This window comes from Shewanella sp. 10N.286.45.A1 (assembly GCF_041470405.1).
Taxonomy (GTDB): domain Bacteria; phylum Pseudomonadota; class Gammaproteobacteria; order Enterobacterales; family Shewanellaceae; genus Shewanella.
Map to the genome: position 1 here is coordinate 1 of NZ_JBFRMK010000192.1, position 25,242 is coordinate 25,242.

19 protein-coding genes are annotated in these 25,242 nt (G+C 43.9%); 5 read left to right on the forward strand and 14 right to left on the reverse strand.

Annotated features, from left to right (window positions below):
• Positions 1–454: 454 nt before the first annotated feature.
• The 10 genes from AB4238_RS14460 to AB4238_RS14505 all read right to left on the reverse strand — a co-directional run bounded on the left by AB4238_RS14460 (position 455) and on the right by AB4238_RS14505 (position 13,716).
• Entirely contained in the window at positions 455–1,660 is a 1,206-nt protein-coding gene (locus AB4238_RS14460; RefSeq protein ID WP_372034049.1) for a multiheme c-type cytochrome, read from the reverse strand.
• Positions 1,661–2,480: 820 nt separating this feature from the next.
• Complete coding sequence (locus AB4238_RS14465) at positions 2,481–3,635, reverse strand: DUF1624 domain-containing protein (protein ID WP_372034065.1); 1,155 nt, start codon at positions 3,633–3,635, stop codon at positions 2,481–2,483.
• A gap of 226 nt (positions 3,636–3,861) precedes the next feature.
• On the reverse strand, positions 3,862–4,158 hold the full coding sequence (locus AB4238_RS14470; protein ID WP_372034050.1) for a DUF2946 domain-containing protein: 297 nt from the start codon (positions 4,156–4,158) through the stop codon (positions 3,862–3,864).
• 220 nt (positions 4,159–4,378) lie between these two features.
• Positions 4,379–5,329, reverse strand: a complete 951-nt coding sequence (locus AB4238_RS14475) for a Gfo/Idh/MocA family oxidoreductase (protein WP_372034051.1) — start codon at positions 5,327–5,329, stop codon at positions 4,379–4,381.
• A gap of 63 nt (positions 5,330–5,392) precedes the next feature.
• Positions 5,393–7,873, reverse strand: a complete 2,481-nt coding sequence (locus AB4238_RS14480; RefSeq protein WP_372034052.1) for a TOMM precursor leader peptide-binding protein — start codon at positions 7,871–7,873, stop codon at positions 5,393–5,395.
• A gap of 142 nt (positions 7,874–8,015) precedes the next feature.
• Positions 8,016–8,393: a hypothetical protein gene (locus tag AB4238_RS14485; protein ID WP_372034053.1), complete on the reverse strand. Its 378-nt coding sequence runs from the start codon at positions 8,391–8,393 to the stop codon at positions 8,016–8,018.
• Between the two features lie 622 nt (positions 8,394–9,015).
• Positions 9,016–10,137, reverse strand: a complete 1,122-nt coding sequence (locus tag AB4238_RS14490) for a heme-binding protein (RefSeq protein WP_372034054.1) — start codon at positions 10,135–10,137, stop codon at positions 9,016–9,018.
• A gap of 396 nt (positions 10,138–10,533) precedes the next feature.
• A complete protein-coding gene (gene lolE / locus AB4238_RS14495) occupies positions 10,534–11,787 on the reverse strand; it encodes a lipoprotein-releasing ABC transporter permease subunit LolE (protein ID WP_372034055.1) in 1,254 nt (417 codons plus the stop codon).
• Positions 11,784–12,482: a lipoprotein-releasing ABC transporter ATP-binding protein LolD gene (gene lolD / locus AB4238_RS14500; protein WP_372034056.1), complete on the reverse strand. Its 699-nt coding sequence runs from the start codon at positions 12,480–12,482 to the stop codon at positions 11,784–11,786. Before lolD ends, lolE begins: the two co-directional genes overlap by 4 nt.
• A gap of 10 nt (positions 12,483–12,492) precedes the next feature.
• Entirely contained in the window at positions 12,493–13,716 is a 1,224-nt protein-coding gene (locus AB4238_RS14505) for a lipoprotein-releasing ABC transporter permease subunit (protein ID WP_372034057.1), read from the reverse strand.
• A 207-nt stretch (positions 13,717–13,923) separates the two neighbouring features.
• Between AB4238_RS14505 and AB4238_RS14510 the strand changes: the two genes are divergently transcribed.
• The 3 genes from AB4238_RS14510 (at position 13,924) to AB4238_RS14520 (ending at position 19,088) form a co-directional block, all read left to right on the forward strand.
• Positions 13,924–14,508, forward strand: a complete 585-nt coding sequence (locus AB4238_RS14510) for a hypothetical protein (protein WP_372034058.1) — start codon at positions 13,924–13,926, stop codon at positions 14,506–14,508.
• Between the two features lie 90 nt (positions 14,509–14,598).
• Positions 14,599–18,072, forward strand: a complete 3,474-nt coding sequence (gene mfd, locus AB4238_RS14515; protein ID WP_372034066.1) for a transcription-repair coupling factor — start codon at positions 14,599–14,601, stop codon at positions 18,070–18,072.
• A 2-nt stretch (positions 18,073–18,074) separates the two neighbouring features.
• The gene (locus tag AB4238_RS14520; RefSeq protein WP_372034059.1) at positions 18,075–19,088 is read left to right on the forward strand and encodes a peptidoglycan binding protein CsiV; all 1,014 of its coding nucleotides are present in this window, start codon (positions 18,075–18,077) and stop codon (positions 19,086–19,088) included.
• Positions 19,089–19,097: 9 nt separating this feature from the next.
• Here AB4238_RS14520 and AB4238_RS14525 read toward each other — a convergent pair whose 3' ends face one another.
• The 3 genes from AB4238_RS14525 to nagZ all read right to left on the reverse strand — a co-directional run bounded on the left by AB4238_RS14525 (position 19,098) and on the right by nagZ (position 21,183).
• Entirely contained in the window at positions 19,098–19,373 is a 276-nt protein-coding gene (locus tag AB4238_RS14525; RefSeq protein WP_372034060.1) for an acylphosphatase, read from the reverse strand.
• 178 nt (positions 19,374–19,551) lie between these two features.
• On the reverse strand, positions 19,552–20,091 hold the full coding sequence (gene ycfP / locus AB4238_RS14530) for an alpha/beta hydrolase YcfP (RefSeq protein WP_372034061.1): 540 nt from the start codon (positions 20,089–20,091) through the stop codon (positions 19,552–19,554).
• Positions 20,092–20,169: 78 nt separating this feature from the next.
• On the reverse strand, positions 20,170–21,183 hold the full coding sequence (nagZ, locus tag AB4238_RS14535; protein WP_372034062.1) for a beta-N-acetylhexosaminidase: 1,014 nt from the start codon (positions 21,181–21,183) through the stop codon (positions 20,170–20,172).
• Between the two features lie 386 nt (positions 21,184–21,569).
• On the opposite strand from nagZ, the gene AB4238_RS14540 reads away from it, so the two are divergent.
• Positions 21,570–22,946, forward strand: a complete 1,377-nt coding sequence (locus AB4238_RS14540) for an L-serine ammonia-lyase (RefSeq protein ID WP_372034063.1) — start codon at positions 21,570–21,572, stop codon at positions 22,944–22,946.
• 66 nt (positions 22,947–23,012) lie between these two features.
• Here the strand turns inward: AB4238_RS14540 and cysB are convergent, their stop codons facing one another.
• On the reverse strand, positions 23,013–23,987 hold the full coding sequence (gene cysB / locus AB4238_RS14545) for an HTH-type transcriptional regulator CysB (protein ID WP_020911894.1): 975 nt from the start codon (positions 23,985–23,987) through the stop codon (positions 23,013–23,015).
• A 226-nt stretch (positions 23,988–24,213) separates the two neighbouring features.
• Between cysB and AB4238_RS14550 the strand changes: the two genes are divergently transcribed.
• The gene (locus AB4238_RS14550; protein WP_372034064.1) at positions 24,214–24,990 is read left to right on the forward strand and encodes a hypothetical protein; all 777 of its coding nucleotides are present in this window, start codon (positions 24,214–24,216) and stop codon (positions 24,988–24,990) included.
• The last annotated feature ends 252 nt before the right edge of the window (positions 24,991–25,242 follow it).

Consider the following 25,242-nt stretch of genomic DNA (forward strand, 5'->3'; position numbering starts at 1 on the left):
GAATAACGATTAGCGATAAACCACTCACTTGTCTAAAGTGCTTTTAACCTCCCGCTGAATGAGCAACTCTTTAATGGAGTTAGTATCTTCCTTAATTGCGAATAATTGTAAAATTAAAAAGAACAACTGTTAGGGCCTGTTAATCTTTTATGGTTGTTTTTACAGCAATTTATTGGCCATTTTGGCAAGTCTGAGGCGATGTCGTGTAGTCATTCTCCACAAAGAGCCTTTAACGCAGATAAAATGGCCAAGAAATGCTGTCCTTTTGATCCGTTTCATTGCTTCTATTCTTTTATGACTAGAATGCATTATGAGCGATAACACTTTGCTTGCTAAGTGTTATCGCTCAAGCCTTGCACTAGAAGCATTATTGCTTACGGTAAATAATCGAACAAAAGCTAAGATCTAAAGTTCAACAGCCCCTAGCTCGTTACTCTTGAAAACTACCTGTTACTTATTTGTGTGGGAACATATCATCGCCTGCTGTAGGACTGTGGCACATTGCACAGTTTTCCCTAAACGGTTGTAACTTGCCATCGCTTGTGTGGTCTGTTGGGATCGCAGGTACGTTTGCAGCACCACCAGATACTTGATGGCAACTTTGGCATGCGTTGTTATCTTTACCCGCTTTCCAAGCATTTGCATCGGTTAGGTCTGAATCTGGCTTGTGACAACTTGCACATGCGGCTCCTTGCTGAGTAACGTGGATCTTGTGCGCCATTGCTTTTATTGACATATCAGGTCCGAAAACTGTATTGCCAATATCACGACTATTGTCTGTATGGCAGAAGCTACAGGCTTCAACAGTGAAATGTTTACCACTATGGCGACCGCTTCCATCTTTGTGATTTCTTAGCAGGTCGAAATTACCCTCTGGAGCATGGCAAGATTGACAAGTGCTATTTTTAACGAGCATCTTGGGACGAGCTTGAGCAGTGTCCGACTTGGGCTGCCAGTAGAAGAAACTGTTAGCTATCAAACCAGCACCTTTGTTTGCGCCTTTTGCTGATACGCTAAGGTAAATGCCATTTGTGGCTGATTCGTCGAAGCTATATCCGAGTTTTTTGCTATCAATTGGGTGGTTCTTAAGCGTAAGCGAGTATGTGCCGTCTTTGTGGCCTATAAGACAATCGCTACAAGCAGAACCCTTTACGTAACTGCCAACGACTTCGCCAGCAGTGCCTTTTTTAGCCTCTTTAGGGAAATAGTTAAGCCAAATCTCACGTTGAGCATCACTACCTGTTAGATCTGTAACTTCGCTTACAGTGCCTAAACGACCGAACGTTATTGCCCCAATGTCATCTGAGATTAGGCCAGTAACACCAACGTTATTGGCATCTGAAACATCTAACTCAAGGCTTAAAATATCATTTGTTACTGATGCTGATTGAATTTCAACGTTTAAAGCCTCGGCATCTGCCACTGCAATGCCTGTTACAGTTGGTTTAGGTTTAGTCTCTGGCACTTTCACTATAGCTGTGTCAGTGATATTACTCATCGGCACAGTTTTTGACGTTAAAGCGTTAAGCTTGGTCGTGTCAATTTTGTTTAAAACATTAGCAACTGTATCATCGCTATCGCTGCCGCAACCTGAAAGTGCAAATGCACTTAATCCAGCTAAAATAATGCCATGGCAAAATGCCTTTTTCTTACTTCTCATCTCAAGTCCCCTATAGGCGCGTTACATAACTTTACATTTGTTATACTTTTGAAGTTTCAAAGGTAAGTGAGGCTATTTCAATTTAATGTGATGCATATCCGTGGCGTAATCTAACGACAAAATAGTTTGATCTAAAACTTGTTTTTATCATGAAAAGATTCGAAAAACGTGAATAAAATCTACATGTAAGGGGTAAGTATTAGTTGTTTATATTTGGTAACTGTGGTTAAGGCTGGTTGGTTTAATGGTTTTTTATAGCTTGAATGCAATCAAACTTCAGGGTTTTAGACTTGTTTGTAACCAATTGCAGATAGAGATGTTATTAGCATAAGCAAGTCCCTACTAAACTCATTTAATAAAGCTTCGCCTTGTTCTTTCAAATAAGATTATTGTTTTGAGAGCATACAAAGAAAAAAGGGTTAAAACTGCAGAGTTTGGATTGGCGAACAACTATAAATTCATTGCCCGATTGCATCAGAGATCCTCAAGAGTACTATGAAATTGTGGAGTTATCTCAAACTCAGCCCCAACATCTAAAATTGAAAACGACTATTTACTCAGTAACTTAACAATCCTTTCTAGTTCTTCAACTCGCAGTTCAAGCTGCTTAACTTTTCAACTTGAGCTTTCAAAGATTGAATATCTTCAACTAACTTTTTAGGCTCCATAAAGCTAGTTATCACTAACGTACTTTGCTACATATGTCCGCAGCATACGACTGGTTTGCTCCCTTTCACCAAAGTTAAACACTTGGTGAAAAATGAAAATTACTGTGCTTGCACGTTAACCCCCCGCTCATCCATGAGCGAGTATCTTGCCTTTAGAAATATTTAATCCAAGCCTTATTGCTTTGATGCTTGTACTGGCTAAAACGTTTAGTCGGAAAATACAGCAATACTGCTAAAACAATGGTCACCAGCCAGACATAAGCAATGTCGGTAAAACCAAACAGCTCGCCGTAATTAGGCCCTATCACTGTTATTGCTAACCAATACATACACAACAACAAGTAGAGGTGGATGATGTAGAAAAACATCGGTGCAGAACCAAAGGTTGCTAGCACTTTGCCGAAACGAGGTTTAATTTGCTCTAGTCCTCGTAGACATAGCAGTGTCCCACCTAGAGTGATCAGTAAGAATGCTAGAGATGGTGGGTACTTAGTGAGATTAAACACCGATTTCAACGTCATCAGCAATGAGTCACTATGGTGCCAATCAAGAGTTTCTCCATACAGGTTCAAGCCACGTAATAGCGCAAATACCGCAAAACAGCCTAAACCTAAGCCAACTAACCATTTATGGCGCTTACTATCGGAGAAGTTAGCACTGTATATTGGTCCTAAAGCATATCCCAATAAAATAACGCCTATCCAAGGCAAAACTGGGTAACTGGCACGTACTCCAATAAAGGCATTCGGCAATATATTGCCGCGATCGTGCAAAATCGCCCATAGGGTATAACCCCACTCTCCAGGTGCAAAGCTTATCGGCGTTAACAGGTTGTGGCCAAATACAATCACCAAACCAATGACAGCAAGCCATACTCTAGGGAGGCCTATTAATGCAGCCAAAGCGAGCATACTCACGCCTATCGCCCAGATCACTTGCAACCAAATCATCTGATAATTACCCATCCACTGAAAAGTAATAACCGTGCACTCTAACGCAATTAAAAATAAACCACGCTTAACCAGGAACTCCCTAGCGGAGCGCTGAGGACCAAACTGCGGATGGCTATATAGCCACGCAGATATCCCCGTTAAGAACACAAAAGTAGGCGCACAGAAATGCGCAGCAAACCGGCTCAAAAATAACCCAGTACTGGTACTGTCAAGAGTCATGGGGTCGGTGACCTGCTCATGAAAGAAAAACCGCTCTCTAACATGATCAAGTAGCATGATTAACATCACGATGCCACGCATGATATCGATACTTTCGATGCGTTTTTTAAGCATCGTTTTACTTTCATTATTCATCATTTTTCTCTTCGAAACCGGTATAGCCAACCACTTACCGTTACCAACAACAAAATATGGAGATCATATTTAACACTGACTTTGAAGCTGCGCGACTCCCAAGAACAATGAGTAGTGTTGGATAACGGCTAACGATAAGTATTCATCAAACAAGTGACCGATATTGACCGCTAAACTTGCGTTTATGGGTAATATCATTATTAACATTATCAATTAGGGAGTGATGCTAAAAAGGCGGAGCTCGACTATTGAAGAAAGAGATCCATAACCTGCTGTAGTTTGTAAAACAGACATCAAGAACAATGATGAATTGCAGTTTAACAGGTTGGAATAAAAGGTCTGCTGTAGCTAAAGCATGATGCTGTTGGTGTTTATGAATACAAAACACACAAGACTCAGGGTGATGACTAAGCTTTTTACTTAAATGGGTAACGCTATGAACAGATGAGGCCACTGACAAAAGCACCATCATGGCGATAAGCCATAATGCAATACTGCGTCTAGTGAACGTTATCTTTTCCAAATCATTATTCCCATATACTGAGTGAAGAGCACTGTATAGAAATATGGGCAAAAATCAAGGTCATTACCCCCTGCAGCATTCTGTTGGCTTTAGGGGCATAGGAAGAGTAATTTAGTTCACCCTATTATTCGTTTTATAACGTAAAAATAATTTAGCGGATGGCAGTAGTCAACATCACTAACTGCGCTTGCGACTCGTTCAATTGGTGCTTGTAAAATCACTATCGCTGCAATGCTGCAAGAGTTTGCTCCCATAGTCGTGCTAAACCAATCAGATATTCCGGCTGTTGTTCAACAGTAGCATTTGGCTCGCTAATACTGGCAATTAACTTATTTAGTGCGCTGATATTGGCGGAGTCTCGATGTTGCATGAGCTGGTATTGATTACTCGGCTCGACTTGTACTGGCAAGTAGCTTTGCCAGGTTTCTGCTGGCATTGAAACCGGTGATGGGAACCAATAAACCGGCCCTGCAGTTTCACACAGCAGTAAGTTACCGTGGGGAAATGTGGCACTAACCCGATGGTTGAGTAAAGTTGCACTGCCATCATCATGCTCGGAGGCAAAGTTCTGACACAGGAGTGACACTGAAAATTCAGGCCCCGTTAGCTGCAATGTTTCAAACAATCCTCTTGCCTTTACGTGTTGAGCGCGGGGCATGAGTTCAATACACGACAAGCTACCCACTGCTCTACCTAACAAGTCTAAACCTGAATAAAGAGTTCGCAAATTAACATTGAGGTCAAAATGCAAACACGGCGCTTGTTGCGAGGCGATTGAAATCGCTTGATAAAAAGCTTGCGGCGCACCAAGGTCTGCAAAGTGAGCATTGACATGAAATCGACAGCCATTTTGCGCAGCAAGAGCCAGTGCATGACGGACAAACTCTTCTGCAACAGGGTGTTCGCACAATACATGGATCCCCTTGCTTAAACACTGCAACGTTAGCTGCTGCCCAGCTTCTCCAGATACCGCGATACAGGCAATATCAACGGCGCCCGCTGGGATCTGTTCGATTTGAGTAAAATGTGGCACCTGCAGCTGCGCCGCATATTTTAAAGAGCGTTGGCTGCCCGTCGACAAAATTGCCGCAAGATTGAGGTTTTGCGGCGCAGTGGCTAGTGCTCGGATATAAGTTGCGCCATAGTTAGTTCCACATACCAGTACTTTCATCAGTTGTTCCTTGATCTATAAAATGGTTCGTTTGCAAGCTGTTATCGGCAAAACAACAGGCCGTTATGCAATGGGATGGGGATCCATATTGACGCTCTTGCCGCCAAGAAGTCGTTTTAAGCGAGGGTTATCTACACGCTTAAACTGTTCACCAAAATGTATAGGTTGCATATGCTTACCTACCGCTCTAGCCACTCTGAAGGGACTAAGTGCAACATCTGGAGAGGTAACATCAACGATGGCAACCTCAACGCCGGCATCAAGTAACCTTTGGTTTAGATCACTTGAATCTTTGACGATTGGGTAGTGCCACTGGTCGACATTCACTGCCTGTTCTATCGGTTGACGCATAAAGTCGAAAGCAGAGCGCTTATCAAGCTTGAAATAATAAGCAGCGTGATCTTCAAGGCTTTGTACCTCACCGACATGTTGCGGAACTTTTGCGCCAGATCTCATAAGGTGGCACAAATACGGCATCACATGTCCCTGCTCTAACAAGGCTTTTTTCATTGCCACTTGAATATCACCATGACAAGCTAACGCCACGGAAACCGCAGGGGTGCGCAGCCCATCACCAAAGGCTAAACACACCACCGTGGGTACGTGAATGCCCACATCGAGCAGGTATGCCTCCAATGTCATGCCCATGTCAGACAATTCATCGAGCATCACTCGCATCTTGCCATGATTAACCGCATCTAGCGTTAAACGCTGACAGGGTTGTTTGCCATACCAAGTTAACATCATTGCATCACGCTCTATCAGCTCGTAAGTGGCTCTTATTCCGGCATCATCATTATCTTGGCCCGCAGCTAGGCCGTTGGAAGAGACTTGACTAAACTGCTCCTCATAGGGGCAGCTAAAGTTAAAGTAACTCAGGAGAGAAGGCACCCATACTGGCTCCTGTCCGCCTAAATAGACACCTTTACTCCAATGGATTTTGCGCTTCTTGTTCCAACTAGAAAATGGGAATTGTGGTGTGTGATACTGCTTTTTTGAATAGAGAACTAAATCATTAGGATCAAGGTATTTGCCCGTCAATTGGCTAATCGATGCATAGTGGCAATCTTCAAGGCGATACCTTGCAGCAGAATAACGCTCGATAGCCTCGCCAATGGCACTAATATGGGCTGAAACACCATCGAGTCCTTTGCCTGATCCCACTTGCCCTACCGCTCTTGGATCATATTGACCGGCGGTGAAACTAGCAACACTGGCAGATGCAGTCACTGGAAAGTCTGGTAACTGCGCAGAGTGACCACTTAACTGCCGAATAATACCCGTTTTGTCATCAACCCAACCTTCAAACAGCGCCGTAACATCATCAACGCTATGCATCATGTTCAATGGATTAGTCAGTTCAATTTGATGGGCGGAGACAGCGCTCATGGCGCCCACCTGCACACCAGCCTGTTTGAGCTGTCGCGCTTCGACGAGCGAGGTATGCGCGGCAGCTGATTGGTGATCATAGCCACACACCTTACACCAAGGTACAGGGATAATTTTATGGGATTGAGCTTGGCTCGTAACAAGGTTTTGCACGTTGACTTTGCCCACCAAGTCCGTTTGAATATAGCCCGACAGTAGTTTTGTCACTTCCATCGTCAACTGGTGCCCGGTTAATGCCGCCATGGAGCTGAGCATACTGCGAGCTCGACTGGTTTGCTGGCTGTTGTTAGCACTCTTATCCAGTTCATGTGCGAGATCAGGTGCTTGCTCTGTGCCTAAGCGACGTAATCGCAGACAGTTCCAGCAGGCATCAATAGCATTAGCTGACGGGGTTAAATTGACTGCTGGGCCAATCCAAGATTCTAATCCGTCTAAACTGCCATACAGCGCAGGTAATTCATGATGATTCAATGTTTTAGATATTTGATAGAGCCAGTGTTTTGCCTCTTTACTGAGTGTAACAACCACCAGATCCCAATCTAATTCACCAGTTAAATCAATTCCATTGCTGCCTTTGGACAGCCGTTGTGTCGTAATCTTGCACCAAGGGCTTTGCTTAGTGATAATCGTTTTTAACACATCTGCACGCCGCTGTTTAAGGCTTTGACTGCCAAAGTCACGGTGACACAAAATGTCGTCGGCAGTGACAAGATCATTGTCGATAATATGAATATGACCAACGCCAGAACAGGCTAGTTCATCAACCATCTTTACCGACCAAGGTTCCAGTCCTATCACCAGTATTTTCTTATCTTTTAGTTCATTTTCAGGCGCCGTATTACTGGACCAAGCATGCATAAATCGTTGATGCATCGCCCACGGAGGGGCAAAGTGATTGTTTGCATCCAGCTCTTCCACTAACCCCTTTTGCTTAAGTAAGGCAATCATCGACCGCACACTGCTTTCGCTATAATGAGGCAGTTTGTCACACACGGCTTGCTCGGTATTATTCCCCTCTAATAAAGGCACCACAGTGGTTATGAAGTCACTGACATCCTTGCCATGCAGTTGAAAGTCGCCCAGATCTGATTGCAGTAACACTCCTTGAACATTAGGAGTGATGGTCGCCGCGGGTGATAGTAAAAGAGTATTCATCTTGTTATTCCTTTAATCCAAACAACCCTAGCACCATGCTAGAGTTGTTTGCTTTCCATGATTGAACCTTAGTTAGCCAGTTGCGCTCAACAAGCAATATGTCACTGGTGAACTTGCACACTGGTAACCAGTTTCACAAGGTCTACAGGTAACACATTGCAGGTTTGATGCCGGTTGACACTGAACACAACACGCAACAGGACTCGGTGCACAAGTCACGCACTGCAGCGTCGGCTGGCAGGTCAAACACTGTAAACCTGTTGCACAGGGCGTAGGCTGACACTGCGCACAATAAGCAACTGGGCTCGGAGAACATGTGACACACTGCACCGTCGGCTGACAAGGTATACAGTAGTAGCAAGGCGCACACTGCACGCTTGGCTGGCACGGTGCGCACAGCTCGACGGGACCCGTAAAACAGGTCACACACTGAGCGGTAGGTTGGCATGGCGCGCACAATACTGTCGGCTGACAAGGAGCGCAGTAGTAGCAAGGTGCACACTGCAGATTCGGTTGGCAAGCCACACACTGCTCAACAGGCCCAGCAGCACAAGTTACGCATTGCGTTGGCTGACACGGCACACAGTAATAAACCGGTCCCGGTGCACAAGTGACACATTGCAGATTTGGCTGACAGGTTACGCACTTCAACGTCGGCTGGCAGGTCAAGCAGCAGTAAGCCGTATTTTGCTCACATTGCGCGCAGAAACTGACTGCACAAGGTGCACAAAAATTGATAATGCAAGGCAAGCAATTATCACACTTTCGCACCGATTGACCACTGTCGCATACCGCGCATTCCGTTGCGGCGCAAACTATACATTTATCTGCAGAGGTTGGTTGACTGCATTGAACTTCCAACTCTTTCACTTTGGACGTTAATTCCGTCACCTGAAGCTGAAGTTCCTTTATCGTTTTTTCACTCATTTTTCATTCCTTGAAGCTAAATTAATAGCGGTAGAAATTGCTAACAGATGGTCTCAAAAATTCATTCGAGACAGTTGAACGCCTCGAGCATTCAAAGCTCTCGCGGTGACGGCTCGAAAACGCTAATTGAATCGAGGATAAGCAACCTCCTCGAATTCAAATTAGGATCCGATCTTTACCAACAGAAATTGGACTAGAAACGAGTTAATTAGGTATTACTTAACTTTGGTTAAGGTATTTGCGGTTATATGCGGGAACTTGTACTTTGTGCCGTCAATATCAAGATCTAGAGAGATATTTTGGGTGTATTGCAGTTGCTGCTGCCCTGTCGATAACAGCTCTAGCCAATAAGTGGTGCTAAATTCCAATACATCGGAATGATCTTTCATAAAGGGGGTATTGGCGATGGCACCACTGTTACTTGTATCAACTGTGAGCACCGTGGTGTTGCTTACATGCACACCGTTAGCTGCTAGCTCTAATAACGCTGCATCTAAGACTGCATTTGGATTGATATTGGGGTTTTTGGGATCATTCACGCCATAATTAACATTAAAAGCATCTGGGGCGTTAACGGGTAAACAGCTCGCGGCAGGGATTTTAGGTGCACCATATATTTTGCTCGCACCGCCTAAAGCCAAGATCGAATTGCCGTGGGGCACAGAAACCTGCTTAACAATTGCAGTTAGTGGATCTTGTTTTGGAATGGGATTAGGCGCTGGCGGCGTTGGAATATAGGGCGCTGTATCAAGTGCATTTTGTCCTTGAGGGCCAGTGATTTGATGCAACCACGAACCGTTTTCAGCATGGACTAACTCATTAGCCTGTGGACCATCAGCGAAAAAGACTCTTTGCTCATAAAATATGGTATAGGCTTTTTGTTCAAACTTGCCACCGCGGTTAGCCACCTTGCCTTGTATTGCACTAAAGGTCATCACTTCATAATAACTATGGTTTTTCAAAATAAAACCATTGGGTGCTGTAGCTTGTGGGATAGGCATAACATTAAAGCCGCTAAAGCGTTGGCTAACCCATGTGCCTATTAACCCCGCCAAAGGGCCTAGTTTACCTAAAACGTTTGGCTTGGTATCTCCACCCCCTGGGGCAAGCAGCGGAATGTCATAGTCAGGCACAAATGGAGATGGCGCAGGTGCATTTACCGCGCACAGGCGAGTGGATGGATTGGCATCATTGCATTTAGTTACAGGGCAGCCTAACGCTGCAATTTCAGAGATTCCTTGCACTGTTTCAGGACATTGCTTTTCAAGTTCGGCAACTACTGATGTGAGTTGTTGAACACTCAAATCTAACTGTTCTAAATCTGGCTTTGCGTTCATTGTCATTGCTCCATGCTTTATTAGTTAACCAAACCAAGGCTTCCATTCCTTGCCATTAGACAAAGCAGCAAACAGACTTTGATTTGGGTGTCTAAAAAAACTAGCACAACAGTTCTAGCATAAAAATAGCACTTTATTAGGATAATGAAGCATAAAAAAGGATAAGTTTTCGGGGTGATTTAACCGGTGTCAAGAGTATTACAATAGACCAAAAAATGGCATCGTAAAAACTGCAAAAGCCAGTGGCAACAAGGCATTTATCACCACCCTAAAAATAGGGTAAGGTTAACGTAAGGTTTAAGTAAGATAGGCTGAAGATAGTGAGTGAACACGCTTGCGTCCACTCTAATACTAAAGAATTAATTTACTACCAAAACTTTAGCCGTAAAACTGATGTTATCTGCCTGCTAATGCACTTGCTGGCGGCGTTTGACTTGCTTTCCAGGCAGGATACAACGTTGCAATTAGGCTCATAACGAATGCCAGTGACACAACCATTATCACGTCAGTAGCAAGCAACTGCGAAGGTAAGAAATCGATAAAATATACATCTGCTGATAGCAGCTGGATACCTAATAGAGATTCGATGCCTGCGGCAATATCACTTAAGTTAAGCGCAACGGTTACACCTAAAGCGCTGCCAATTACACAACCTAGCAAACCATTTAATGCGCCTTGCACAATAAAGATTAGCATCACCGCGCTTTTTTTCATGCCCATGGTCAACAAAATAGCAATTTCGGACTGTTTATCTCTTACCGCCATCACTAACGTAGACACAATATTAAAACAGGCGACAGCAATAACGAGTGCTAAGACAAGATACATCACCATTCTGACAAGTTGTATATCTTGATACAGATGCCCCTGGGTTCGCGTCCAATCAGTAATGTAAACATATTGCTGTTGACTAAAACCTAGGTCACGGATCAACATTGGCGCTTGAAATACGTTACTCGCCTTGATCCTAATGCCTGAAACTCCCTGCCCTAGCTTAAGTAGGTCAGCGGCAAAAGCCATAGGTACATAAGCAGTGGAAGTATCTAATTCACCACCAAGCTCAAAAATACCCGAAACAACAAAGCGTTGGCTTTTAGCTGCAGCAATCTTATTCTGAGCTTGTTTGCTGTTATTGGGCATATATAGGCTAATGGATTGCCCTACCGCTACATCTAAACTGTCTGCTAATCCTTTACCAAGCACTATATTATTTTTGCTTTCATCCTGCAGGCTGTTCCAGCTCTGCTCAGACATAAAGTCGCGAATATTAGAGACCTTGCCCTCAAGCTCTCCATCGATACCAAGCACCGTCAAACCTTGAAATCCGCCAGGCTTTTGAATCAAACCTTGCATCCGCACAAAGGGAGCCGCGGCGACGATCCCCGGCACCTTACTGGCATCAGCAATGATGCTCGGCCAATTTTGTATTGGTTCGTTAACCCCCGCTAACTCACCATGAGAGACAACACCTAACAGCCTATCTTCCAGCTCTTTTTCAAAACCATTCATTGCCGATAAAGCGATGATCAAGACTGCAACACCAAGCGCTATTCCCGCGGTTGATGCAAACGAAATAAAGTTGATAAAGCGGTTTGACTGGCGCGCTAAATAAAAACGCCAGCCGATCCGCATCGCTAACAGGCTTTTCATCCAGCGAGCTCCTCAGCATTCACCAAATGGCCATCTTTCATATGCAGTTGTCTATCCATTCTAGCGGCAAGGTCTTGATCATGAGTCACCACCACAAATGCAGTTCCTAACTGTGCAGCAAGTTCAGTAATCAATTCGTAAACAGCTTCACCGCTATTGGCGTCAAGATTCCCTGTAGGTTCATCGGCAAGAACCAACTTGGGATCATTGATCAATGCACGAGCAATGGCGACACGCTGACGCTCACCACCTGACATCTCTGCGGGCGTATGTGCTAAACGATGCCCAAGGCCAACTCTTTCTAGTAATGCAGTGGCTTTACTCTCTACCTCTTTACGCTTTTTACCTTGGATAAGTGCCGGCATCGAGACATTTTCCAAAGCGCTAAATTCAGGTAATAGATGATGAAACTGATAGATAAAACCAATATTACTATTACGCACGTGAGCTTGGCGTTTACTCGATAGTTTATAAAGATCTTCATCGAGCATCACCACACTGCCACTACTGGGCTTATCCAGTGTGCCCATAATATGCAGTAATGTACTCTTACCGGAGCCAGAACTTCCAACTATCGCCAGTTGCTCACCTTTGTAAACCTCAATATTAACGCTATGTAACACTTGAGTTTCAACCGCACCATCAGTGTAGTGCTTACTGACATTGCTAACTTTTAGCAATAATTCTGAATTCATTGTTGACTCGCTATTCATGTCTAAGGGTACTCGCAGGCTGAACATTGGCAGCTCTTAATGCCGGGTAAATGGTGGCTAATAAAGTCATGATAAGCGTACCTATCACTATCCAACTGAGTTGATTTAACTCGAGCTGTACCGGCAGGTTCTGTCCAGCACCAAGAATGGAAATCCCCAATACATTGGTGATTTCATTTAAATTAAGCGTCAGCAGTACACCAGCAGCCACGCCGGTAAGCAGGCCAATGATGGCATTTAATGATCCTTGGATCATAAAAATACCCATCACACTTGAAGTCGTTAAGCCTTGGGTTTTTAACACTGCCACATCGGTGGTTTTATCAACCACCATCATCACTAAAGCCGAGACAATATTAAATGCAGCAACGGCAATAATCAGACTCAACATTAAAGACATCATATTCTTTTCCATTTTGACCGCACCAAACAGGTGCCCATAGGAATCATGCCAGTCTGTCGTTGTAACTTCATGGGAGAAATAACTTTGCACACTTGGCGCAATGCTAGAGGCCTGAAACGGATCGTCTAAATAAACACGCAGTTGTTTCACTTGTCCTGGAGTTTGGCGCATCAAGCGCTGTGCATCGTCATGATGCATGTAGGCGACACTCGCATCGACTTGAGAACCCATCTCAAAAACACCCGCCACAGTAAATTTACGCTGACTCGGTATTGGGCCTAAAGGGGTGTAGACCACACCATCGCCACTCAATACACGAATTTGATTACCGACGACTACATCCAGTTTACGCGCCAGCTCAGCACCCAAAATAATACGGTATTTCCCCGCAACGAGCGCATCAAAATCACCTGAATAAGTATTGCGCGTCAAGCTAAGTAGTTTTTGCTCCTGCTGGGGATAAACGCCGTAAATCTGCGCGGCACCAATATTAGACGGCGACTGCAACATCGCTTGGGTGGTTACGCTAGGCGTAACCCCTTGCACACCTTTTAGCGCAGACATGTTAGTCACATCTTGCTGCCAGTTATCGAGTGCGATTTCAGAATGCACCGTCAACTGCGGTACTGCGCCTAAAATACGTTTCTTGAGTTGCCCTTCAAGGCCATTCATCACCGAGCTCACCACAATAAGTGCTGCAACCCCCAGTAAAATGCCAGATACTGAGAATATGGTAATGAAAGAGGCAAAGGCATTAGCCTTTCTTGCACGCCAATAGCGATAGCCAATAAAAAATGATAATGAAAGATTCATTAAAAATTCCAAATAAAATCAAATCTAATCTGATGCCAATCAGGTTGAATACATTGATGTAAACACATCAGTTCACACAACCAAGATTGCTCAGCGGTACTCTATCAATAAACTAAGCCAAGGTATTTGTTTCTCTTACCTTGCTAAATCATAAAGATGCGCACGATAATAGGGGTATTCGCCCCCTAAAAACAAGAGGCAACACCATTGTTAAACGACTCTAGCGCCTATTTTAGTGTTAATCATCCATTTGATGCCTATTTACAAGCTTGGGACAATCAGCTTCCTCTGCCTACCATTGCGCAACTTAGTTTGATGTTACCACCGAGTTTGCAGCTAATTAGTGATATTAAATCGCTAGAATCTGACTGCCTGCTGCAGTTGCGTCATCTTGATGATGATGCAAAAACGGTTGTAGAGTTCTTAAAATTGCAGTCGCGTAAAATTGATATGGTGTTGCAACATGTGATTGGTAAAGAGGAATATGACGGTGAACATTATGCGGGCAGTCATTTCGGCGGCAGCTCTATTACCGTTACCAGCAGTGAAGAACTGCCCCTTGGCAGTGACTTTAAGGTTAGTTTGCACATTAAAGAAGAATTGGTCGCATTGATTTGTTTTGCTAAAGTTCAAAGTTGCTCGCTCATCAATAATGAAGATGATAATTCACCTAAACGCTTTAGCATTCAGCTGACATATAGTGTTATTCAAGACGCTGATGTTGAACAGCTGGTCAAGGCAAGCCTAAGTTTGCAACAGAAACAACTGAAATTACGAAAACTAGTACCATAGTATAAAACGACTTTTAGCTGGTCAGAGCGTCGGCAAGCCACTACAATACCAAGCAACTTTGCTGTTATTGGACACGTTTCCCTCGCCTTGATGAATGCCTTTTCTGTATTGACTCCACCAGCGGTCAAGAGTGCTAACTTAGCACAAACGCTGTGTACTATTGGTGGCGCAGCCCAAGCGCTAACTATCGCGAATATCGCTAAGCAACATCAAGGTGTTACCCTTGTTGTCACAGCCGATACACCCAGTGCTATAGCACTAGAATCAGAGTTAAGCTATTTGCTTAGCGACGCAGCTATGTCGATATGGCTATTCCCAGATAGAGAAACCCTGCCCTATGACAGCTTCTCGCCTCATCAAGATCTAGTCTCTCAGCGTCTTGAAGCCCTGTCTCGGATCCCACACGCGCAGCAAAGTGTGGTTATCGTCCCTATCAGTACCTTAATGGTTAAACTGCCGCCTAAATCATTTTTAAGTGGTAATGTGCTGATTTTGGAAAAGGGGGATAACTATCAACTGCACGATGTCAGAGAACAGTTAATAAATACTGGCTATCATAGTGTTGAGCAGGTCTATGAGCACGGCGAATTTGCAGTACGCGGCTCAATTATTGATATTTTCCCTATGGGTTCAAATCAGCCGTTCAGAATTGAATTATTCGATGATGAAGTTGAATCGATCCGCCACTTTGATCCGGAAACTCAGCGTTCTAGCCAAGAAATAGCATCAATTAGATTATTACCCGCCAAAGAGTTCCCTACAGATGACGCGGCAATAGAAGGCTTCAGGCAGCGTTACCGCCGCCGTTTTGAAGTATTAGTCAAAGAGCCGGGCTCTATCTACCAAATGGTCAGCAAGAAGACCATGCCGGCAGGAATTGAAAACTATCTACCGCTGTTTTTTGATGAAACCGCCAGTCTGTTTGATTACCTACCCGCGAAAACGCAACTAGTCACTCTTGGCGACATTGAAGCTGCAACAAAAGCTCATTTGCATGAAGTTGAAACACGCTACGAAGACCGGCGTGTTGATCCACTTAGACCACTACTAGCACCACAGGAATTGTACCTATTAACTGAGCAGATTTTTGCTGCTTTTAAAGGTTTACCCCGATTTCAATTAAAAACGCCTCCATACTCCGGTACGGCTATCGAGGCCAAAGCCGTTAAATTGCCCGATCTAACAGCTAACCATAAACTCAAGCAACCTCTCACTCTTCTTGAAGAGTACGCAGCTTTAGGCGATAGGCTGTTATTCAGTGCAGAATCTGAAGGCCGCCGTGAAGCACTGGTCGAGTTACTGGGCAAAATTGGCATAAAACCAAAGCTGTTTAGCCACTTTAATGAGTTTGCCGCTAGTAAAAACAAATTGGGGCTTATTGTCTCACCACTGTCTCAAGGTTGTATCATTGAGAAAAAAACCGGTGGTAAGTTCAGCCTTATCTGTGAAACAGAGCTGTTTGGCCAACGTATTTCACAACGACGCCGCCGAGATAAACAGCGCCAAATAAGCAGCGACGCATTAGTTAAAAACCTCGCGGAGTTAAAGGTCGGGCAACCTATTGTTCACCTTGAACACGGCGTTGCCCGTTATCAAGGCTTAGAAACTCTCGATACTGGCGGACTGGTTGCCGAATATCTTGTCCTTGAATACTCAGGTGGCGACAAGCTTTATGTGCCAGTTTCCTCACTGCACTTGATCAGTCGTTACAGCGTAGGCCCTGATGAAGAGGCGAATCTCAACAAACTCGGCAATGAAACCTGGGCTAAAGCAAAACGCAAAGCGATTGAAAAGATCCGTGACGTTGCCGCAGAGCTGCTCGATGTTTATGCTCGCAGACAGTCACGTCCAGGCGATGCTTGTAAAATAGATCAACAAGAATACGCCCAGTTTGCCAGTAGTTTTCCGTTTGAAGAAACAGTCGATCAAGAAACTGCGATTACCGCAGTACTCGATGATATGCGCACCCCAATGGCAATGGATAGACTAGTCTGTGGTGACGTAGGTTTTGGTAAAACAGAGGTCGCTATGCGCGCCGCTTTTGTGGCAGTTAACGATGGTAAACAGGTAGCAATACTCGTACCGACCACCCTGCTAGCACAGCAGCATTTTGAGAATTTTCAAGATCGCTTTGCCGATTGGCCTTTTAAAATTGAGGTGATGTCACGCTTCAAAACGGCCAAAGAACAAACTCAAGTGATGAAAGAGCTCACCGACGGCAAAGTCGATATTGTGATCGGTACTCATAAACTGCTTCAGTCAGAAGCAAAATTCGAAAACTTAGGCTTACTGGTTATTGACGAAGAGCACCGTTTTGGTGTTCGTCAAAAAGAGAAGATTAAAGCGCTGCGGGCGAACGTGGATATTCTAACACTTACAGCCACACCTATCCCACGAACATTAAACATGGCCATGTCGGGTATGCGTGATCTCTCGATTATCGCTACCCCACCAGCCAAAAGATTGGCAGTCAAAACCTTTGTCAGAGAGTATGACGACGCCACCATTCGAGAAGCACTACTGCGTGAAATATTACGTGGTGGCCAAGTTTACTTCTTGCATAACAGCGTTGAAACCATTGAGAAACGTGCGGCTGAAATAAGTGAGTTGCTACCCGAAGCGCGTGTAGTCACAGCTCACGGACAGATGCGTGAGCGTGAACTTGAACGTGTGATGTCTGATTTTTATCACCAGCGCTTTAATGTATTGGTCTGCACCACCATTATTGAAACCGGAATTGATGTGCCATCGGCCAATACCATCGTCATTGAGCGAGCTGACAAATTTGGTTTGGCACAGCTGCATCAATTGCGAGGCCGCGTCGGTCGTTCTCATCACCAAGCTTATGCTTATTTGATGACACCCCATCCAAAACGCATGACCAAAGATGCCCGTAAGCGACTCGAAGCCATTGGCGCTTTAGAGGATCTCGGTGCAGGCTTTATGCTGGCCACCCAAGATTTAGAGATCCGAGGCGCCGGTGAACTGCTTGGCGATGAGCAAAGCGGACATATTTCCAAGATTGGGTTTACCCTTTATATGGAGATGCTTGAAGATGCCGTTAAACTGCTAAAAGAGGGTAAAGAGCCTTCGCTGGATCAAATGCTGCGTCAGCAAAGTGAAATTGATTTGCGCATCCCCGCCCTACTGCCTGACGATTATGTTAGTGATGTAAACATGCGCTTATCGCTGTATAAGCGGATCGCTAACTGTAAAACAGAAAAAGCTGTCGACGAATTAAAAGTCGAGCTGATAGATCGCTTTGGTATGTTGCCCGAACCGACCAAAAACTTGATGGAGCTGACGCTCTATAAACACTTAGCGACACAACTGGGTCTAAGAAAGATCGAGATGCATGCAAAAGGTGGTAGCATAGAATTTGGCGACGACAATAAGGTCGACCCAGGTTTTATTATTGGTTTATTGCAGAATCAACCGCAAATATATCGAATGGATGGGCCGAATAAGCTAAAATTTGCTATGCCATCTGAATCAGCCAAAGACAGGCTTGCACTCATTAAACTGTTAATTGAACAGTTGTCTCAACATCGCATTGGAGAATAAACGTGTTTAGACTTTCTACAAATAAATTGGTGCTTGCACTGGCTGCGGGTGTCATTTCAAGCCTATCGACTGCGGCTACCGCCCAAGAAGAGCGCTGGTTTGAAGTTGAAATTTACCTGTATGAGCATAACTCACCAACGGTAGAGCAATGGTCAGATAAAGTAGTTAATCCGCGTCAACGTAAGAGTGTGGACTTTATTACTCCGCTAGTCAGTACCGATCTAACGGCCGTCAATATGGGGCTCAATGGGTGCACTTCATCAGACTGGGCAACCGACAGCCTCAACTGTAATGAACAACTTAACTCAAGCAACCAAGTTAAAACCTTAACCGATATACCGATGGTCATTGCTGCAGCTGAACCTGCAACGGCACATTTAGGTGAGGGTGCGGTATTGCTGGCCGAGAGTCAGAGTCAATTTAAAGATATAATCGCAACCTTGAAGCGCGAGAAAGGAAACAAGAGCTTACTGCACATGACATGGCAGCAATCGATGTTACCAAGAAACAGAGCCATTCCAATCAAGTTATACTCCGGCCATGACTTTTCAGAACAGTATGAGAAAAATGGTCAGCCGCTACAAAACAGTGATCTCGCCGATGATCTACCACAGTTTGATTTTATCAGTAGTGGTTTTTTAGCTGAGCCGCAAAAGCCTGTGTGGAAGTTAGACGGGACGTTAAATATCTACCTTGAGCACTACCTGTTTATTGAAACCGCATTTAATCTGCGTGAAGAGGGAGAAAAAACCGTAACGTTAATGCATCATGATAATCCAGCTTCAACAGGTATAGACTCAAAGCCAGAAATTGACTCGGTTACCAGTCCGTTTTTATACTCGATTCCGATGAAGCAAAATAGACGTGTGAGAAGTGATGAAGTGCACTATTTTGACCACCCAAAAATGGGGATGATCATTCAGATCAGAAAAATGGAGCATCCTACAGCCAAAAGCACTGAAGAAGAAAGTGAGTATATTAGCAACGCCAACACAGAGGCCTTGCTTTTAAACTAGTCACTGAAGCTAGAGCTGTACAATCGAAAATTCGAGGTAGATATCGTCTGCCTCGTCATCCTCAACATAAACATTATCAACGCTTGCCATCGGCGCGCCAGTTTCACACCAGCTAATGAGTTTATCCACTGCGGGATAGCTTCCTTGAGCAAGTACCTGCACCGAGCCATCCGTCAGATTACTCACATAACCGGTTAGCCCAAGCGACGTAGCCTGTGCCAGCGTACTTTGACGAAAAGAGACACCTTGCACCTTTCCTGTGATCTTAATGATGACACGCTTCATAGTTAGCACCCGCCCCAGAGTTTCGTCCTTTGAAGAAATAAAGGCCTCAATGAGTTTATTTCTTCATCTACTTTTAACAACTTAGCGCATACGAGCCAAATGAGCAAAGTGTTTGGCACAATAAAAAGCCCACCAAACCTGATGGCTTAGTAGGCTAGAAAGTCACAATTAGAAAGTGTTAAGAAGACTTGAAGGCCTGGATCTTTTTGAGCTGAGTCGCTAATGAAATAAATTTATGGGTCTGCTCTTCATCCCACACCACACTGTAGTAATCTTGCAAACAACGAGCGACATCAACATTGTTATTAACTTCGTCGTTTCGCGCCAAAATACAAAGTGCTTTATCGCGATTGAGACCTCGAAAATCATCAACACATTTGTTGGCGATATCAGCATATTCTTCGGGGCGATCAATTTTATCTCCCATATTATGCTGTGGCGTCAAATTAGGGTTAATCAACACTGACTTTATACCATTTAAGAAACCAATTCTTTCAGCCCAAAATGCACCTAAGCCTACACCCATAATCAGCGGTGACTCATCATCAGAGGTTGTAATATGCTTACTCACTTCATTGAGCAGATATTGCATATCGTTCTTAGGATGTTGGGTGCTGTAGCTCACTAAGCGCACGTCTTCGTCAATAAACTGCAATTGGCGCATTTTGTCATGATTACCAGGACTAGTCGCATCAAATCCGTGTAAATACAGGATCATATATCGCTCCATTGTTTATGCGAGTATACTAATGATAGTTAACCTACCAAGCTAAGTAGGATAATTCGTTGCGCTAAATCAATTTTCTAAAATTTGAGCCGCTATCGCTTTTGCTTTTTCCCAACGTTCACTATTTTGTAAAGCATTAACCACCACCGAAAAATCAGGCTTTAACAGATTGGCCGTGACTTGCTGATTTGATTTTGGCCAATTTACGCCATGAAGTACCTCTGTCGCGCCTTTGCTGTCGTTACATACTAGAATCATGTTACAACCAGCATCAATAGCAGCTTGTGCTCGCTCACAATAACCACCAGCCACCGCGGCACCTTTCATTCCGAGATCATCAGAAAAAATCACTCCGTTAAAGCCTAGCTCTTTGCGCAGCACTTCTTGTAACCAATAAGGTGAAAAACCTGCAGGGTTTGGGTCTACATTGGGGTAAATAACATGTGCAGGCATGACCCCTTGTAAACTTTCTTTAGTGATCAGCTGTTTAAATGGTTGCATGTCGTTAGTAAATATCTGTTCTTTACTTCTTAAATCAACAGGTTTAGCGATATGAGAATCGGCCTCAACACTACCGTGGCCTGGAAAGTGTTTACCTACACTGGCCATCCCTGCTTGTTGCATGCCCTTTATGAACGCGGTCGCTAACTGCTCGACTTCAGCTTTATTGCTACTAAAGCTACGCTTACCAATGACTTGGCTAACACCATTAAGATCAAGTACTGGCGCAAAACTCAAATCAATATCAACAGCTAGCAACTCTATCGCCATTAAAAAACCCAGCTCTGTAGCCCAAGACTTTGCCAAAGCAAGATCCCCTTGCGCTGCAGGCAATATATCTCCCATAGCAGGCAAAATGGTAAAGTCATCTCTAAAACGCTGCACTCGACCGCCCTCTTGGTCGACAGCAATCAAAATATCTGCGCGAACCGCTCTTATGGACTGCACAAGCTGTATAAGTTGACTTCGGTTAGCGTAATTACGGCTAAACAAGATAAGGCCACCAATCATTGGATGAGATAGCTGCTCTCGCTCTGCAGCACTCAAAACTGTTGATTCAACATCTAACATCAAATAACTCATATAACCCCAAAAATAATTATCAATCGTAATCTATATACAGAACAGCTAAGATTTAAAAACGAATAAAGAGCCGATACTTACAATAAAGCCATGTTTGTTAACGATAAATGTAAAAAATAAAAACACGACGATGTAAATTAAAAGTAAAATCGTAAAATTAGTTTATCTAATGGTCTTATCCTCAGTGTAAAAAATCTAATGCTAGATATAACGCTAAAGTATGGGATACTTTTTACACCAATCAGTACCAGCGACTAAGATTAGCATTAAGCTTAAGTTTTTTGCGCCGATTAATCGACAAAAACATCGATGTTCTCAATTGGCGTACAGCAATAATCTCAGTCAAATTGGTTAAAACAATAACAACGAGAGTAAAAGGTTTTAGCATGATTAGTGTATTCGACATGTTCAAGATAGGCATTGGCCCATCAAGTTCACACACTGTAGGCCCGATGAAAGCGGGTAACATATTTATTGAAGACCTCGCCAAGCAAGGGCTTTATGACGCAACAGATGAGATGCGTTCAGAGCTTTTTGGCTCGTTAGGGCAAACCGGTAAAGGCCATGGTACCGGTAAAGCTGTGATCTTAGGCTTGATGGGAGAAGCACCCGATACCGTCGATACCGATAAAATTGATGCCATTTTAGAAAGCGTTAGTAACGATGAAAAACTAATACTGAACAGTGGCCGCGAAATACTATTTTCTCGTGCAAATGGTATTACCTACCATAGACGTAAAAGCCTACCAGCTCACGCTAATGCAATGACTCTTTATGCCTATGCAGAAGGAAAATGCATTTATGAGCGCACCTACTACTCAGTTGGTGGCGGCTTTATTTTAGATGAAGATGAAATTAAAGCGCAGGATGCCTCCCCTGCAGCGCCGATTAAATCAGCCCCTTATGATTTTGACTCTGCTCAACAGTTACTTGAACTGTGTACAGAACATGGCTTTAGTATCTCATCGTTAATGATGGCCAATGAACTAAGCATTGCAGACGCAGAGGCTATACAGCAGCAGCTGTGGGAAATTTGGCAGACCATGAAGGCCTGCGTTGAACGCGGATATCAAAAAGAGGGTATTTTACCCGGTGGTCTTAAATTGCGCCGTCGCGCACCATCACTTTATCGTCGACTAAAAGCCGAAGGTAAGAATGTTGTCGATCCGCTGACGGCAATGGACTGGGTAGATCTATTTGCATTGTCTGTTAATGAGCAGAATGCTGCTGGTGATCGTGTTGTTACCGCACCGACTAACGGTGCTGCTGGTATTATCCCTGCCGTACTCTGCTACTACGATATGTTTGTGCAAGAGGTCGATATGGATGTCTGTTGTCGCTATCTGTTAACTGCTGCAGCCATTGGTATTCTGTATAAGAAAAATGCCTCGATTTCAGGTGCTGAAGTGGGATGCCAAGGCGAAGTGGGTGTTGCTTGTTCGATGGCTGCCGCTGCGTTGACTGAAATCATGGGCGGTACTGTCGAGCATGTAGAGAATGCCGCAGAAATAGGCATGGAACATAACCTAGGTCTAACCTGTGACCCAGTAGGTGGCTTAGTACAAGTTCCCTGTATTGAACGTAACGCTATGGGTGCCGTTAAAGCAATTAACGCCTCACGTATGGCTATGCGCGGCGATGGTAACCACAAGGTATCTTTAGATAAAGTCATCAAGACAATGATGGATACCGGTAAAGATATGCGCAGCAAATATAAAGAAACTGCCAAAGGCGGTTTAGCAGTGAATATCGTAGAATGTTAAGCACTCTATAATTGACCATAAAAAAACCTCGCGTTTGCGAGGTTTTTTATTGCCAGTTAATAGCGACTACCTAACAGGCAATTGAATATCTTCAAACATCGCTTCAATTTGCTGGGCATCTCTAAGCGCAACGGCCTTTTCAACCACAGTACGAGTCAGGTGCGGTGCAAAGTTTTCGATAAAATCGTACATGTAAGTTCTTAAGAAATTACCCTTTCTGAAGCCAATTTTAGTGGTGCTGTGGGCAAATAAATGGCTGGCATCGATAGCAACCAAGTCTTTATCCATATGCTCATCGATTGCCATTGAAGCGATAACACCAACACCTAGCCCCAGTCTGACGTAGGTTTTCAGCACATCGGCACTCGTTGCACTAAACACCACTCTTGGCTCTAATCCTGCGCGATTAAATGATTTTTCAATCTCTGAGGCGCGATCAAAACCAAATACATAAGTGACTAACGGGAATCGGCCAAGATCTTCAATGCTGATATGGCTTCGAGAGGCTAGTGGATGGTCACGAGTCACCACAATAGAGCGGTTCCAGTGGTAACACGGCAACATAATTAAGTCGTTATAAAGGTGCATAGCTTCCGTTGCAATAGCAAAGTCAGCATCGCCACGGGCAGCTAACTCACTAATTTGCGATGGTGTGCCCTGATGCATATGCAAATTGACTTTAGGGTATCGGTCAATAAAGCCTTGAATAATATGAGGCAATGCATAACGTGCTTGCGTATCCGTCGTGGCAATATTGAGTTCACCTTGATCAGGTTTAGTGTACTCTTCAGCCACTTTTTTAATGCTTTCTACTTTACCTAAAATGTCATTTGCAATACTAATAACTTGCAGACCTGCAGGAGTAACATGGGTGAGATGTTTACCACTACGCCCAAAAATCTGAATACCGAGTTCATCTTCAAGCATACGCACTTGTTTACTAATACCCGGTTGAGAAGTATAGAGGTTCTCCGCGGTAGCAGAAACATTGAGGTTATGGTTAACCACCTCTGCAATATATCTTAGTTGCTGCAACTTCATCTTTAGTCCTTCTCTTTGGTAGGCTTACAGATCTTTGAATAGATAAGCATTTACACATTTAAGTATAATTATTCGTTATAGTACAACGAAATAATTTAATCAAATGGAATATAGCACATTTGTCCAACTCTGCGAACTGATAATCATCAAACCATGATGAAGATTACTATCCTAGAATGTTGATTTATAGTAGCATTAAAAGCATTAAAAAATATCTGGACCCTTTATGATAATCGTTTCCGTCTTTGTTTTGATCGGTGTATTGCTACTACTTATTATTGGCATTAGCATCATTCAACAACAAAAGGCCCGTGTTGAGGCCGAAAGGCGCACAGAGCTTGCTCGACAAAGAGCGATCATTGATGAAACTGAAGGTGTGCTTTCAAACACAGGTCTTATCCCCTGCTCCAGTAACATCGTATTAATTCTGTATAAGAGAATTGAAGAGGCACTTGTTATCGCAGCCTCTTTGGCTCCAGCGCAAAAGAATGACTACGAACGTCGTTTATTTGATTTGCGCGCACAAATCGAAGCATTAAATAATACGCCTAAATCTGCGCCCGCCATTGAGATGTTCAGGCTGCCGGACAACGACAGGCAAGTGCTCACCTTAGTTCAAACACTCAAGAAAATGAAAGCTATTCTAAGAGCTGAACATAATAAAGGCAGAGTCGAGCCCACTACTTTTGCCCAAGAAGAGCTCCGTATCGATAGCCTACAACTTCGAATTAACGTGGACTCTATGCTTGCAAGAGGCAGAGCTGCATGTTTTATGAGACAGTATGGCTCAGCAAAACAGATGGTGACTAAAGCCTTATCAACCTTGCACACCATAAAAGCTCAAACACCAAATGACCCTTTCATTGCCAAAAAAGTTGATGAAGCTAAAACCATGCTTGATGAGATCATGGGCGCACAAAAAATGGCTCAACCCCAAGTCGCAGCGGCTAAAGAAGATGAAGACGATATTGACGTGCTATTTCAGCCTAAGCGAAAGTGGTAAAATGATCGCCCTACCTATCTAGGCACTAGTGCTATTAGAAAGCAAGGCAAGATTACAAATTTAGAACGCCCCGACATGTTCGGGGCTTTTTATTGCCGTCAAAAAACTAACCGCAATTAATATAAAATTCTTATCATCAGCGAAAGTTTAAAGATCCATAGGCAAGATAAGCACTGATTATGCCAGCTCAATAACCTTAAAAAGAACTAGGGGCTGTTGACCTTTCGAGCTTAGTTTTTGTTCGGTTCTTTA